The 14,321-nt window shown below is 61.1% G+C and carries 12 protein-coding genes; 10 read left to right on the forward strand and 2 right to left on the reverse strand.

The window, feature by feature from the left end:
• The first annotated feature begins 1 nt into the window (after window position 1).
• Genes ACZ5D1_RS02245 through ACZ5D1_RS02285 form a run of 9 tightly spaced genes read left to right on the forward strand, consistent with a single transcriptional unit; the run spans window position 2 to window position 8,983 of the window.
• Window positions 2-1,123, forward strand: a complete 1,122-nt coding sequence (locus ACZ5D1_RS02245; protein ID WP_011366578.1) for a microcin C ABC transporter permease YejB — start codon at window positions 2-4, stop codon at window positions 1,121-1,123.
• A complete protein-coding gene (locus tag ACZ5D1_RS02250; RefSeq protein ID WP_011366579.1) occupies window positions 1,116-2,144 on the forward strand; it encodes an ABC transporter permease in 1,029 nt (342 codons plus the stop codon). The genes ACZ5D1_RS02245 and ACZ5D1_RS02250 overlap by 8 nt, the downstream gene beginning before the upstream one ends.
• Window positions 2,141-3,799 (forward strand): ABC transporter ATP-binding protein, encoded by a 1,659-nt coding sequence (locus ACZ5D1_RS02255; protein WP_027181707.1) that lies wholly within the window; start codon window positions 2,141-2,143, stop codon window positions 3,797-3,799. Before ACZ5D1_RS02250 ends, ACZ5D1_RS02255 begins: the two co-directional genes overlap by 4 nt.
• Window positions 3,796-4,584, forward strand: a complete 789-nt coding sequence (locus ACZ5D1_RS02260; RefSeq protein ID WP_464555767.1) for a DUF3450 domain-containing protein — start codon at window positions 3,796-3,798, stop codon at window positions 4,582-4,584. Before ACZ5D1_RS02255 ends, ACZ5D1_RS02260 begins: the two co-directional genes overlap by 4 nt.
• Entirely contained in the window at window positions 4,584-5,981 is a 1,398-nt protein-coding gene (locus ACZ5D1_RS02265) for a MotA/TolQ/ExbB proton channel family protein (protein ID WP_464555768.1), read from the forward strand. The genes ACZ5D1_RS02260 and ACZ5D1_RS02265 overlap by 1 nt, the downstream gene beginning before the upstream one ends.
• Window positions 5,978-6,643 (forward strand): MotA/TolQ/ExbB proton channel family protein, encoded by a 666-nt coding sequence (locus ACZ5D1_RS02270; RefSeq protein ID WP_464555770.1) that lies wholly within the window; start codon window positions 5,978-5,980, stop codon window positions 6,641-6,643. The genes ACZ5D1_RS02265 and ACZ5D1_RS02270 overlap by 4 nt, the downstream gene beginning before the upstream one ends.
• Window positions 6,640-7,044 carry an ExbD/TolR family protein gene (locus tag ACZ5D1_RS02275; protein WP_011366584.1) on the forward strand — a complete coding sequence of 135 codons (405 nt, stop codon included), beginning with the start codon at window positions 6,640-6,642 and terminating at the stop codon, window positions 7,042-7,044. The genes ACZ5D1_RS02270 and ACZ5D1_RS02275 overlap by 4 nt, the downstream gene beginning before the upstream one ends.
• Entirely contained in the window at window positions 7,041-7,712 is a 672-nt protein-coding gene (locus tag ACZ5D1_RS02280) for an energy transducer TonB (protein ID WP_011366585.1), read from the forward strand. Before ACZ5D1_RS02275 ends, ACZ5D1_RS02280 begins: the two co-directional genes overlap by 4 nt.
• Before the next feature lie 32 nt (window positions 7,713-7,744).
• A complete protein-coding gene (locus ACZ5D1_RS02285) occupies window positions 7,745-8,983 on the forward strand; it encodes a tetratricopeptide repeat protein (RefSeq protein ID WP_464555771.1) in 1,239 nt (412 codons plus the stop codon).
• 390 nt (window positions 8,984-9,373) lie between these two features.
• On the opposite strand, the gene ACZ5D1_RS02290 is transcribed toward ACZ5D1_RS02285, so the two are convergent.
• On the reverse strand, window positions 9,374-11,554 hold the full coding sequence (locus tag ACZ5D1_RS02290; protein ID WP_464555773.1) for a methyl-accepting chemotaxis protein: 2,181 nt from the start codon (window positions 11,552-11,554) through the stop codon (window positions 9,374-9,376).
• A 161-nt stretch (window positions 11,555-11,715) separates the two neighbouring features.
• Window positions 11,716-12,483, reverse strand: a complete 768-nt coding sequence (locus ACZ5D1_RS02295) for a substrate-binding periplasmic protein (protein WP_027181711.1) — start codon at window positions 12,481-12,483, stop codon at window positions 11,716-11,718.
• 373 nt (window positions 12,484-12,856) lie between these two features.
• On the opposite strand from ACZ5D1_RS02295, the gene ACZ5D1_RS02300 reads away from it, so the two are divergent.
• Window positions 12,857-14,308 (forward strand): Na+/H+ antiporter NhaC family protein, encoded by a 1,452-nt coding sequence (locus ACZ5D1_RS02300; RefSeq protein WP_464555775.1) that lies wholly within the window; start codon window positions 12,857-12,859, stop codon window positions 14,306-14,308.
• Window positions 14,309-14,321: the final 13 nt, after the last annotated feature.

A 14,321-nucleotide genomic window follows, 5' to 3' on the forward strand; every position in this document is an offset into this window, starting at 1 on the left:
CATGGCCGCGTATATCCTGCGCAGACTGGCACTGCTTGTGCCTACGTTTTTCGGAATAATCGCCCTGAATTTCTTTGTCATCCAGTCGGCACCGGGCGGGCCTGTGGAGCAGTACCTGCTCCGGCTTGAAGGTGCGGATTCGGTGTTCATGGAAAGGGTGGGCGGCGAGTCGGGCGATACAGGTATAGCCACCCCGCAGCTTGATGGCGGCAGTGCCGCACAGGGCGACGGGCTTTACAAGGGGCAGCGCGGTCTGTCGCCTGAAGTGGTCGAGGCCGTCAGACGCATGTACGGGTTTGACAGACCCGTGCACGAGCGTTTCTGGCTTATGCTCAGGAACTACCTGACCTTTGACTTCGGCGACAGCTTTTTCAAAGGGCGCAGCGTCATGCAGCTGCTGGGCGACGCCCTGCCGGTGTCCATCTCGCTGGGACTCTGGAGTACGCTCATCATATACTTTGTGTCCATTCCTCTGGGTATCCGGCGTGCCGTCAGACACGGCAGCAGGTTTGACGCGGTTACGGGCACACTGGTGGTCATCGGCGACGCCATACCCGGGTTTCTGTTTGCCGTGCTGCTGGTGGTGCTGTTTGCCGGCGGCAGCTACTGGAACATCTTTCCGCTGCGGGGGCTTGTTTCGCCCGACTTTGCCCAGATGACCCTGTGGCAGAAGATAGGCGATTATTTTTCGCATCTTGCGCTGCCGCTGACATCGCTGGTCATAGGTGGTTTTGCCACGCTGACCACGCTGACCAGAAACTCGTTTCTGGACGAGATACACCGGCAGTACACGGCTACGGCACTGGCCAAGGGACTGACCATGCGGCAGGTGCTGTACGGCCATGTGTTCCGCAATGCCATGCTGATTGTCATTGCCGGCTTTCCCGGTACGTTCATCCACATGTTCTTCACCGGCTCTGTGCTCATCGAAGTCATCTTTTCGCTTAACGGGCTGGGGTTGCTGGGGTTTGAAGCGGCCATGACGCGGGATTATCCGGTCATGTTTGCCACGCTGTACATGTTCACCCTGCTGGGGCTGCTGACGCGCATCATTACGGATATCACCTACTCGCTGGTGGATCCGCGGATAACCTTCGGCGGCAGGGGGGTGGCCCGTGGCTGAGTTTTCTCCCCATACCGTGCGCAAGCTTGCGGCTTTCCGTGCACACCGGCGCGGCTGGTATTCGCTGTGGGTGCTGGCGGTCTTTTTTGCACTGAGCATGTGCGCCGAGCTGGTAGCCAACGACAAACCGCTGCTGGTCTCGTACAAGGGTGAATGGTTCGTCCCTGTTTTTAAAAGCTATCAGGAAACGCAGTTCGGCGGCGTACTGCCCGTGGAAGCCGACTACAGAGACCCCGCTGTCAGTGAAGCGATACGCGGACACGGATTCATGATCTGGCCGCCTGTGCGTTTTTCGTACGATACCGTCAACTATGCGGCCGAGCTGTATCCGGCACCGCCTTCCGCCCAGAACTGGCTGGGTACTGATGATCAGGGCCGCGATATTGTGGCCCGGGTGCTTTACGGGTTCCGTCTGTCCATTCTGTTCGGCTTCGGGCTGTGCCTTGTCAGCTCCGCTGTGGGCATTACTGCCGGAGCGGTGCAGGGGTACTACGGCGGCGCGGTTGATCTGGTGTTTCAGCGTTTCATGGAAATCTGGTCAGGCATGCCGGTGCTGTATCTGCTTATCATTCTGTCCAGCATCGTCACCATGGGGTTCTGGTCGCTGCTGGGCGTAATGCTGCTTTTCAGCTGGATGGGGCTGGTGCATGTGGTGCGCGCCGAATTTCTGCGCTGCCGCCAGCTTGATTATGTACGGGCGGCACGCGCCATCGGCGTGCGCGATTCGACCATCATGTTCCGTCACATACTGCCCAACGCCATGGTGGCCACCATCAGTTACCTGCCGTTCATTTTCAGCGGGGCCGTGACCACGCTCACTTCGCTCGACTTCATCGGATTCGGCATGCCGCCGGGATCGCCGTCGCTGGGCGAACTGCTGGCACAGGGCAAAAACAATCTTCAGGCTCCGTGGATAGGGCTGACCGCATTCGGCGTGCTGGGCACGCTGTTGTGTCTGCTGGTTTTCATCGGCGAGGCCGTGCGCGATGCGTTTGATCCCAACGGAGGGAAAAAATCATGACACAGGCAGACAATGACGTGCTGCTGGCCGTGGAGGGGCTGCGTATCCGCTTTGACGGTCCCGCCGCGGAAGCGGAAAAAACGGGCGGAACCGGACAGGACGTGGTGCGGGGGGTCAGCTTTTGCCTGCGCCGCGGCAGGGTGCTGGGCATAGTGGGTGAGAGCGGTTCAGGCAAATCGCTTACGGCACGGGCCCTTATGGGGCTGCTGCCCGCCGGGGCGCGCATCTGCGGCGGCACCATTGAATACGGCGGCAACAATCTGGCCGGACTGGATGACGACGCTATGCGTCTGCTGCGCGGCAGACGCATAGCCATGCTGTTTCAGGATCCGCTGAGCAGCTTTAATCCGCTGCACCGCATCGGCAGACAGATCGGCGAAACACTGGCCGTACACAGCGGCTGGAAAACAGCCCGGATCCGCCGCAGGGTGGCTTCGCTGCTGGAGCAGGCAGGCATGGACGAGCCGCAGCGCATCATGGATTCGTTTCCGCATCAGCTTTCGGGCGGACAGCGGCAGCGCGCCATGCTGGCCATGGCTCTGGCGGGCGGGCCGGAAATCCTTATTGCCGACGAACCCACTACGGCGCTGGATGCCGCCGTGCAGCGTCAGGTCATTGATCTGCTGCTGGCGCTGCGCGCCTCACTGGGGCTGTCGCTGGTGGTTATCAGCCACGATCTGCCCATGATGCGGCTTCTGGCCGATGACCTGTGCGTCATGCAGGACGGCTGCGTTGTGGAGTCCGGCCCTGCGGAACGTGTGTTTGCCGCCCCGCAGCACCCGTATACACGCATGCTGCTGGACAGCGGGGCCGACGAACAGCCCGTGCCGGTCGATGCCGCAGCGCCGGAAGTGCTGCGCGTGCAGGGGCTGGACGTACGCTACCCCGCCGGACAGGCACTGCCCTTTACGCCCCGCCGTTATCACCATGCGGTGCGCGATGTATCGTTTACGGTGCGCCGCGGCGAATGTCTGGGCGTGGTGGGTGAAAGCGGTTCGGGCAAGTCTTCGCTGGGGCTTGCCGTACTGCGCCTTATAAGGTCGCAGGGCAGCATTTTGTTTGAAGGCGCCCCGCTGCACACGCTGGATGAAAAACAGCTGCGCCCGCGCCGCAGCCGTCTGCAGATAGTTTTTCAGGATCCGCTGGCCGCGCTTAATCCCAGACTGAGTGTGCAGGAATGCATTGCCGAAGGGCTGCATGCCCGCGGAGAACTTTCCCGTGCCGAAACAGAAGAGCGCGTCATCAGGGCCATGCGTGAAGTGGAACTGGATCCCGCCATGCGGCACCGGTATCCGCATGAGTTTTCCGGCGGGCAATGCCAGCGTGTGTGTCTGGCACGGGCGCTGGTCATGCAGCCGGGGTGCATCGTTTTTGACGAGCCTACTTCCTCGCTGGACCGCAACACGCAGTTTCAGGTGGTGCGTCTGCTGCGCGCTCTGCAGCAGCGCCACGGCATGGCGGGAATTTTCATAGCGCACGACCTGTCGCTTGTGCGCCGCATCTGCCATCGGGTGCTGGTGATGCAGGGCGGGCAGGTGGTTGAGGCCGGCGATACTGCAACAGTGTTTGCCGCACCGCGGCATGCTTATACACGCCGCCTGCTCGAGGCCGCTCCGGCGGGGCTGCAGAGTGCGGCGGGAGGAATAACCGGATGAACCGTATCATGATGAACCGCGCCGTTCCGACGGGCTGCGCGGCATTGGCCCTGTGCCTTGTTGTTATGTGGGGCGGCTGCCGCGCTCTGGCGGCCCCGGCGTCACCGGATGCACTGCTGGACACAGTGACATCGGCCATCGCCATAGAAAAAGCAGCGCATGAACGCGGCTCCGAATGGGAGCGCGAGCAGGCCCTGCTGCAGGAAGAACTGCGGCAGGCGCGTCTGGAAGAGGCGTGGTACGCGCTGCAGGTAAATACTTTTACCCGTTATGTGGATACGGCCCGCAGCCGTGTGGATGAGCTGACGAAAACCCGTGACGAGCTGGTGCGCATGGAGACAGAGCTTGAGGGGGCGCTGGTGGAAAGCGTGGAGGCGCTGGAAAACTTTGTGCGGCAGGATATGCCTTTTCTGCAACAGGAGCGGGACCAGCGTCTGCGGTTTCTGCATGCAAGCATGAATGACTATGAACTGGGCGGAGCGGAAAAGCTGCGCAGGGTGCTGGAGGCGTTGCAGGCGGAACTCGGCTACGGCCGGGGTGTGGAACTGGCCGCCGCGCAGATAGACGTGCAGGGCGTTTCCCGCCGTGTGCAGTTGCTGAGGACGGGACGCGCAGGGCTGTATGCGCTGTCGCCGGACGGTTCCGCCGCATGGCGCTGGACCCGTGCCGCGGGGTTTGTACCCGTGGAAGACGTGTATCTGGATTCGCTGCGTGAGGCTGCGGAAATGACGGAATCGGGCAGTGCATTCTCGCTGCCGGTGTTGCCTTTCGGGGAGGTGCGGTAATGCGGCGTTTGTTAACGGCAGTGATGCTGGTGGTGCTGGCCGCATGGCCTGTATACGGCGCCGAAAGGCAGGAAAAACCCGTACTCGGGCGCGTGGCCGAGGATGTTTCGCAGATGCGGCGCGAGACTGTGGAAAATGTGGAGGAGGTCCGGCGCTCCATAGACGCGCAGCGCAAAGAGCTGAAGGAAACCCTGCAGCGTGTGAAGCGCGATGCCGCGGCAGCGCGTGAACATGCCGGAAGGCTGGAGACCGAACTGGCCGGCCTGAGAGCCCGCGAAGCCGAACTGACCGCTGAACTGGGCGGCGGGCAGGAGGCCATGCGCAAAATACGCAGTGCCGTGCGCGACAATGCTGCCCTGCTGCTGGAATCCGGCCCCATATATGATGTTCCCGGCATGGCGGAAGGCTGGCGCGGTACGCTGGAGGGCATGGCCGCTCCGGAACATTTTCCTTCGCTGGAGGAAGTCAGACTGCTGCTGCACTCCATGCTGCTGTCCGTGGAGGCGGGAGGCCGCATGGCCGTGGTGCGGCAGCCTGTGCATATCCGCGACGGCAGTCTGGTTGAAGCGCAGGTGCTGCATTATGGCGCGTTTCAGGCTGCATATGCCGCGGGTGACGAAACAGGTTTTCTTACAAGAGTGCGCGGTGCTGATGCGCCTCAGGCTTTTGCCTACCGGCCGGACAGTGCCGAGTCCGGCATGATTGCGCAGGCCGTGAGCGGTACCGGAAAAGGGCCGGTACCTCTTCCGGCGGATGTCACCGGCGGCAGAGTTCTGGCTGACCCCCCTGCGCGGCATACCATGCTGACGGCTGTCATGGACGGCGGCATGTTTCTGTGGCCCATCATGCTCATAGGCGTGGTGGGACTGCTGCTGGTGGCAGAGCGGTGCGTGACGCTGGGCAGGGTGCGTGCCAACGGCAGGCAGGCCGTGGAGCAGGTGCTGCACGGGGACCGGAACATGACTGCACAGGCCGGGCGTACTCCGGCGGAACGAGTGGTCCGGCGTATGTGCACGCCGGGCGGCACACCGGATGATGCCGAACAGATGGAACGCCGTCTGGAACAGGCGGTGCTTGAAGAACTGCCGCCCCTTGAGCGTTTTCTGCAGACCATACGCGTGCTTGCCGCCATATCTCCTCTGCTTGGTCTGCTGGGTACGGTGTCAGGCATCATCCAGACGTTCCGGATTATCACGGCGCACGGCAACGGCGATCCCAAGCTGCTTTCCGCAGGGATATCCGAAGCGTTGCTCACAACGGAGGCGGGCCTTCTGGTGGCCATTCCCCTGCTGCTCTGCCACCATTTTCTGACCCGCAGAGTCAACACGGTGATGCTGGACATGGAAGCCGCCGGAACATCGCTCATCGCGGCGGGGAGCAGCGGGAGGCAGCAATGATGCCGGGTATCTTTTCCGAAGGCTTCATGAGCGGTCTTGCTTCGCTTTCTTCCGGCGCCGGTATTCTGGCGTTGCTGGGGGTGCTGTGCGTCTGGGTGTGGACGCTGATCATTCTGACGGCGGTGGCCCTGCGCGATGCCGCGCGCGGCACTGCATGCACCGGCGCTGCCGCCGGGCAGCCGGATGACGGATGCCCCGCTCCGACGGCGGCAGGTGCGGCGGGGCTTGTTGCCGCACATGCCGTTTTTTGCCGCGGGCTGCGTCATGGCGGGCTCAGCCTGCGGTTGCGGCGGCGTATTGTGCGGGCCCGTATGGATATGGTGCTGCGGCAGGTGACAAAAAATGTGGGCACCATTCTGCTGCTTTCGTCGCTGGCGCCTTTGCTGGGGCTGCTGGGCACGGTGGAAGGTATGGTGGGCACATTCCGTGCGCTGGCAGAGGCGGGCAGCGCAGACAACGCCGCACTGACCGGCGGTATTTCAAAAGCGCTGGTGACCACGCAGGGCGGCCTGCTGGTCGCCATTCCCAGCCTGCTTGCGGGCGGTATTCTGTACCGTAAAAGCCGCAAGCTGCGTAATGCGCTGCGTTCCGTTTCGCTGCGGGCCGCAGAAGCATCGGGCCGGACGGCGCCCGCCTGTTCCGGGCAAGGAGATATACAATGAGATGGCGCGGTACGACACAGGATGAAGTGGTCAACGATATCGATCTGACACCCATGATCGACATGGTTTTCATTTTGCTGATCTTTTTTATTGTATCCACAAGTTTTATCAAAGAATCCGGCGTTGTGGTGGAACGTCCCGCTGCGGCCACGGGCGAAGGCCGTCAGGTGCAGGTGGTTGTGGCCATAGACAGCGACAACGTGCTGTGGATGGAAGGTGAAAGTGTTGATATCCGCTCGCTGGAGTCGCGCATGGCGGGGCTGCTGGCGGAAAAAGACAACCTTGCGGTGATTGTGGCTGCCGATGTGCAGTCCAGTTCCGGTGTGCTGGTGCGCGCCATCGACCTGTGCCGTCAGGCCGGAGTGCGCGATGTGAGCGTGGCCACCAAGGATGCGCCATGACGGATTGGTGCGTGCGGATGGCGGCCGTGGGCGGCGGAGTGGGGGTCACGCTGTTGCTGCTGCTTTTCCTGCTGGCAGGAACTGCTCCCCGCGTGGTGACAGATGAGCCTGTGGTGCATGGCGCGGTCAGACTGTCTTCGTTTACCGAAGCTCCGGTACGCGAGACCGAGACCTATGCCACCCGCGATGTGCAGCAGGTGCAGCCCCTTGAAAAGATGTCAGAAATGGATGTGTCTCTTGATTCGCCGCAGTTGGAAATGGACATGCCCTCCATGGAAATGGATTTCGCGCCCGAACTGGCAGGCACCGTGCCGCTGAGCGGAGTCCCTTCCGTGGCTTCGGCCGGCGGGTTGTCGGCGCCGTCGGGCGGTGCCTTTACGCTGGGCGAGGTTGATGAACAGCCGCGCCCGCTTTATGCGCCGGCCCCGCTGTATCCGATGCAGGAAAAACGTCTGGGGCGTGAATGCACCGTGGTGGTGCGCATTCTGCTGGCTGAGGACGGAACGGTGAAACAGGCGACTCCCGTGTATGCGGAAGACGATACCCGGACGTTTCATGAGGCCGCCGTGGAAACGGTGCTGCGGTGGCGTTTTGTACCCTGCCGCAAAGACGGCAGGGCCGTGCAGTGCATTGCCGAGCAGCCTTTTACCTTTTCACTGCACCAGTAAAGGGCATGGAGGTGGTTATGACCGGATATGCCATGCTTGAACGATTGTGGCACACCCCGGCGCGGCAGATGCGGCTGGCGGTGCTGTGCGTGGCTGTATGCACAATGCTGCCGGTGCTGTGCGACAGCGCGTTGGCGGGCGTCCGCTCCGTGACGGCCATGGAATACGAGATATTCACGGAAGCCAAACGGCTTGTGGACAAAGGCCGTCACGATATGGCCGCAGAAAAGATGGCCGTGTACTTCCGCCGTTATTCGGACAGGCATCAGTACGCGTACGAGCTGTACGGGGCCGTGCTGCTGGAGATGAAACGCGAAGACCTGGCGGTTTCCGTGCTGCGTGAAGGCGCCGGAGAGTATGCCGACAGCGGGTCGCTGGCCCAGATGCTGGGCACGGCGTTGTACCGGGCCGGAAAGCCGCTTGAGGCTGCCGACGCCTTTTTGAAGGCGTATGCGCTTTCGGGAGAGGCCAAAACGTATCTGGCATATTCGGCCGCGGTGTTTCTGGCCCGCGGCGAACAGTACGGCAGGGCCGCCGCCGTACTGCGCCTTCTTACGGGCAGGGCGGAAGCGAAAGCCGACTGGCATATTCTGCTTGCCCAGTGCCTTATGCGGCAGGACAAATTGCAGGAAGCGGCGCAGGGACTGCGCGCCGCAGTGCGGGTGTACCCTGAAGATGCCAAGGTGTGGCGCATGCTGGGCCTTGTTTATTACCGGCAGGGACTGCGCGACAAGGCTGCGGCAACCTATGAGATAGCGCACAAACTTGCACCGCCCAGCAGCCGCGAATCAGCCCAGCTTGCTTCGCTGTATTGTTCGCTGGGGGCTCCCTCTCTGGGGGCCCGCGCGGTGGGTGAAGCTCCGCCGACTCCGGAAATGCTGGACAATCTGGCACATTCGCTGGCCCGCGGAGGCGATCTGCCCGCTGCGCTGGAACATGCGCAGAAGGCCTTGGAACAGGCCCCCACTGATGACCGCCGTTTCAGAAAAGGGCAGATACTGCTGCGTATGGAAAAAAAGGCCGAGGCTGCGGTTGTTTTTGGCGATCTGGCAGCAGGCGGGGGGCGTCTGGCGCGCAAGGCCCGCTGGATGCTGGCCGTGATGGCGTGGAATGACGGGGACTGGCAGCAGGCGCGGGTCGAGCTTGAAAAACTGGCTTCGGGAGGGGACCGCATGGATAAACGTGCCAGAAGGCTGCTGGGAATTCTTGATCAGGTTTCCGGCGGCGCGGAACATGAAGGCAGACAGCAGAAAGAGGGCTCCGCTTCCTGACGCTGTGACGGTTTGTGAACCGGACTCCGGCGCGGGAGGCAGGGGAATGCCGCACGGCATCCTGCCCGCGCGGAACCCGCTGTCCGCCTGCGGGGGCGCCGGTCTCTTTTGCGTTTAAGCGTGCGCCTGCGGGGTGGCGGCAGTGCGTGCTGCGGCAACGGGTCAATCGTATTGCGATACACTGGCTCTGCCTTGTGCCTGAAAAGAATGCCTGCGGGAGATTCCGGCTTTGCCGGAAGCGGCGCTTTGCATGCACACGGGCGGAAAAAGCGTTCAGGCCGCCCCGTACGGGGCGGCCTGTCTGTTTTTTTGTGCGGGGTCTGCCGGATTGCACCGGTGTGCGGTTCATCACGCGGGTGCAGGCGCTTTACGCTGATGTTCGCGCGCAGATCATGCTGTTTTTCCGGCTTCTTCCAGCGACTGGATGAGCGAACGCAGTTCGTTGGCCTGCGTGGCCAGTTCCTGCACTGCTTCCGCCGCCTGCATCATGCCTTCGGTGGTTTCGCTGACTATCATGGTCACCTCTTCCACCGAGCGGTTTATCTGTTCCATGGCCGCGGCCTGTTCTTCGGCTGCGGTGGCGATGCTGGAAACCTGCAGTGCAGTGCCGTCCGCCACGGTGACAATGGAGTCCAGCGCCGCGCCGGAGTCGTTCGCTTTGCCTGTGGCCTGCTGGATGGCGGCAACGGCCTTGTCCATGCTTTCAATGTTTTTGCCTGCGGCCTGCTGAATGCTGCTGATGCGGTCGCCCACTTCCTTGGTGGCGCTCATGGTTTTTTCTGCCAGTTTGCGCACTTCATCGGCCACAACGGCAAAGCCGCGTCCCGCATCACCGGCGCGTGCGGCTTCAATGGCCGCGTTGAGCGCCAGCAGGTTTGTCTGGTCGGCTATATCGCTGATAACGGTCATCACCTGTCCGATGGAATCGGCCTGTTCGCCCAGCGACCGCATGCTGTCCTTGAGCGACAGAGCAGTGGTGTTAACCTGATCTATGGCCTCGATGGCCTGCTGCACGATGCCCGCCCCGTCCTGTGCGCGGTCCCGTGCTTCGGAAGAGCTGGTGGCGGCCAGTGTCGAGTTCTGGGCCACCTCGTTCACCGTGGCGTTTATCTGTTCCATGGCGGTGGCTGTTTCCTGCATTCTGTCGCGCTGTATGGAGGCACCGTTGCTTACCTGATCGACCTGTGCGGTCAGTTCGTCGGCGGCTGATGACATGCGTTCGGCAATATTGTTTGCCCGGCCGGAAAGTTCCTGCATATGTTCCACAAGCTTGGCCACGCGGGCCTGCTGCTCTCTGGCCTGCTCCAGAGCCTGCTGCGCATTGTCGGCCTGTAGCGAGGTTTCTTTGCTTTTGGCGTTGGCCTCGGCCATTTTTTCTTTCAGCGATCCTACCATGGTGGCAATGGAATGCTGCATGGAGGCTATTTCGGGCGAGAATGAGCCGCTTACCTGCGCATCCAGATTGCCGCCGGCCACGTCGCTGGCGTAATGTTCGATGATGGAAAGCGGAGAGATGAGCTCGCGCCTGAGGATGAACAGTGTGGTGGCGGTGACCAGCAGCAGTATGCCCGCACCGGCGACGAAAAGGGCGTTGCGCAGTGCCGTTACGCCGGCAAAGGCTTCAGCCTCGTCTATTTCGGCGATGATGCCCCATTTTACGCCGGACAGCACTTCCAGCGGTGCGAATGACGACAACACCGGATTGCCGTTGTAGTCGGTGATGATGCGTGTGCCGGACCTGCCCTCAAGCGCGCTGCGTGATGCTTCGGTATCCACCTTGCCTTTCTGCGGATTGCGGAATGATCCGGCAACGGAATGAAATTCCGGTTCAAGGAATGAATCCGAGCGCATCAGCTTGTCCTGACCTACAAGATAGGTTTCACCCGTCTGACCCATGCCGTCGCGCAGCTGCATGAGCGCGTTGATGCGGTCGAGGGGTATCTGCAGGATGACGGTGCCCTCAATGCCGCTTCTGTTTTCCAGCTTTCTGGCGATGAAGGCGGCGGGCTCTCCGTTTGAGGGGGCATAGGGCCGGAAATCGGCAAAGCCTATATCGCTCTGCTGCGCGGTCTGCCATGCCTGCGCTATGCTGCTGCCGGCAAGCGGTCCCTGTGTCAGACTTTGTCCCAGGTCTGATTCTCTGGCCTGTGTAAAAAGAATGCGTCCTTTTCCATCCACCAGAAAAAGGTCGTAATAGCCTTTTTCGAGCACATAGTTTTCAAAGTGCGGCACCGCGCGTTTGTGCAGGCGGGTATATGCAGCGGAGGTGATATCAAGGCCTGATGCCGTGTTTGCATCCGGTGTTTCGGCATACATGATGAAGCGTGAAAGAAAATCCGCAGCCGCCGTGCTGCGTGCCAGCTGCAGTATTTCGTTGTTCCATGAGCGGATGATTTCCTGCGCGGCATGCTGCTTGATTGCCCTGAGCGAGGTAAGCTGACCGAAATACTGTTCTTCGAGTTTGTCTGAAGCTGATGTGAAGGCGTAATACCCCATGCCGATGAACGGCAGAAGCCCGATGGCAAGGCAGAACGCGATCATTTTGGTCTTGAGCGATATGGTTCCCTTCATGCTGAATCCTCCGGAATGTGCATGTGCACAGAAAAAATAAGCGTGCTGTCAGGTGAGCCCGGCGGCAATGATAACTCCGCAGGCTGCGCGGATATGTCGGCTCCGGCGGCGGAACAACAGGTTATCATCTGTCTGCCTGCGGCTCCGGATCTGCAGGGTGGTCACTCCTGCCCGGGCATGAAGTATGCCCGGTACAGATCCCGGTACCCTTCTGACGCTTTGTACTCCTTCAGCCGGAAGGAAAACTCCTGTACAAATTTTTCTGTCACGGTGTTTTTGTTGAAGATGGCGTACAGACCGTCAGTCTTTACTACAATATCGGTATGCGGTCTGATTCCCTTTAGGTGGAGGGAGTTCAGCACATGCCGCCCGTTGCCGTATTCCGCGGCAATGGCGTCCAGCCGGCCCATGGCCAGTTTTTTAAAGTTGATGGCGTCGGAATGCACCTTTTCCACCACGCAGTGGGTCTCGATGTAGTCCCAGAATTCCAGAGTATAGCTGTAACCGCTTACAACACCGATTTTAAGCCCCCGCAGGTCGTCAAGCGAGCGCAGGTTTTTCTTCCTGCTCCAGAGTATCCATGGTGAATCCACCAGAGATTCTTCCGGGTAGCGCGCAAACATCTCCCGGTCGGCCGTATGGTTTGCCGAAAACAGCACATCGGCCCCGCCTGCCTGAAAAATGCCCATGGCGCGCTGCCATGGAAACGCCTTGGTGCTTTTTACCGGCACCCCCATGCCGTTAAGCACGTGGTGCACAACGCGTGTGGCAAACCCGTTGACACGCCCGTCGTGCTGGGTCTGATAGGGTGGCCATACGTCGCATACAAGCACCAGCGGCCGTTCCGTTTTTTGCGCGGCATAAAACGGCAGCGCCGTAACGGCCAGCAGAAGCATGATGAAAACAACTGTACGTATGGAATACCACATGGTTGAGGATACTACAGAAAATGCGGGGAACCAGACAGTATTTTTTTAAGTCGGCTTCTGTCCGGCGCGCACATGGCACGAGGCGCGGGTGAGCATTTTTTCACAAAAAGGGCAGACTGTAGCAAATGCTACGGTGCGGGACTGCGGGTGCCGCTAGAGTCTGTTATGCTGTCAGGCGGCGGACACAGGCGGTAGTATGGTGGCGGACACCTCGCGCACATTGCCCTTGTGCGGAATATAAAATGACTGATATGCGCTGTGGTGCCGGACTGTTCCGGCGCGCGGAAGCTGCCTGAAAGCGGCGGACCGGCCGCACGGACGCGTGCGGAGAACCGGTTGATGTTGCGCAACTTTTACTACGCGAGGAGTGGATATGAGCGGGTCTAACAACAGAAACACGCAGGACGCCGGTGCCGGTCCCAGACCGGGATTGCTCTGGGCCGTGCTGTGCTTCACGCTGCCTGTGGGCGTCATCCTGTACGGAATCGTTTTTGTGGGAGTGCGCCCGCCCGTGCTGCCGCTGCTGGCCGCCGTGGCGCTGGCCGGACTGATGTGCCTGCCTGTGGGCTACACATGGAAAGAGCTGCAGGAAGGCATGCTGGAGTCTCTGGGCAGGGTGCAGCTTGCCGTGGCCATTCTGGTCATGGTGGGCATGACCATCAGCGCGTGGCTGGCATCGGGCACCATTCCGGCCATCATCTACTGGGGGCTTAAACTTATCGCTCCGCAGTATTTTTTTGCATCGGCTTTTGTGCTGTGCGCCGTTGCTTCTGTGGCCACAGGAACATCGTTCGGCACCATGGGCACCATCGGTGTCGCCCTGCTGGGCGTGGGCGGGGTGATGGGTTTTTCGCCCGCCATGACCGTGGGGGCCATCGTTTCCGGAGCCTATTTCGGTGACAAAATGTCTCCGGTTTCCGACTCCACCAACATTACCGCCACCATCTGCGAAACTCCGCTTTTCACGCATATCAGTTCCATGATGTGGACCACCGTGCCCGCCGCGCTGGTGGCCATGGCCGGCTTTATGCTGCTGGGGGCCACGCAGACGGCGGCCTCCGGCAGTCTGGAAAGCCTTTCCGGCATTCTGGCGGGCCTTGAAAACGGCTTCAACCTGTCGCCGGTGGTATTCATTCCTCCGGTGCTCATGGTGATACTGGCTTACAGAAGATACCCCGTGCTGCCGGTCATGGGCGTATGTCTGCTGAGCGCGCTGCTCATAGCGCTGGCAGGCGGCGCCACGCTGGATGTGCTGGCAAAGCAGCTGACCACCGGCTACAAGGCCGCCACGGAATCGGCACAGCTTAACAAGCTGCTTTCGCGCGGGGGGCTTATGTCTGTCATGCCCACCATTCTGCTGCTGACTTCGGGTATGGCTTTCGGCGGCATTCTGGAGCGCGCCCGCGTGCTGGAAGTGCTTCTTGATGCCATGCTGCGCGGTTCCAGGTCGCCTGTGCGGCTTGTGGCGTCCACGCTGGGGTCCGCATATATCATACTGCTGGGCACCGGCAGCCAGATGCTGGCTGCCATTATTCCCGGCCGTGCCTTTCTGCATGCCTACGATGAAAACGACCTGCACCGCTCCGTGCTTTCGCGCACCTGCGAAGACGCCGGTACGCTTGGCTGCCCGCTGGTGCCGTGGAGCGTGCACGCATTTTATATAATGGGGGTGCTGGGTGTCAGCGCCTATGAATTTGCCCCGTACGCTTTGCTTAACTGGGGCGTTCCCGTGTTCTCCATTCTGTGCGCCATGACCGGCATCGGCATGCGCAGGCGCGACGGTTCGCCCGTGCGCCGTGCACCCGCACAGGTGGAAAACGCCTGACAAAACATGAAAA

The sequence above is a fragment of the Oleidesulfovibrio vietnamensis genome (genome assembly GCF_055388115.1).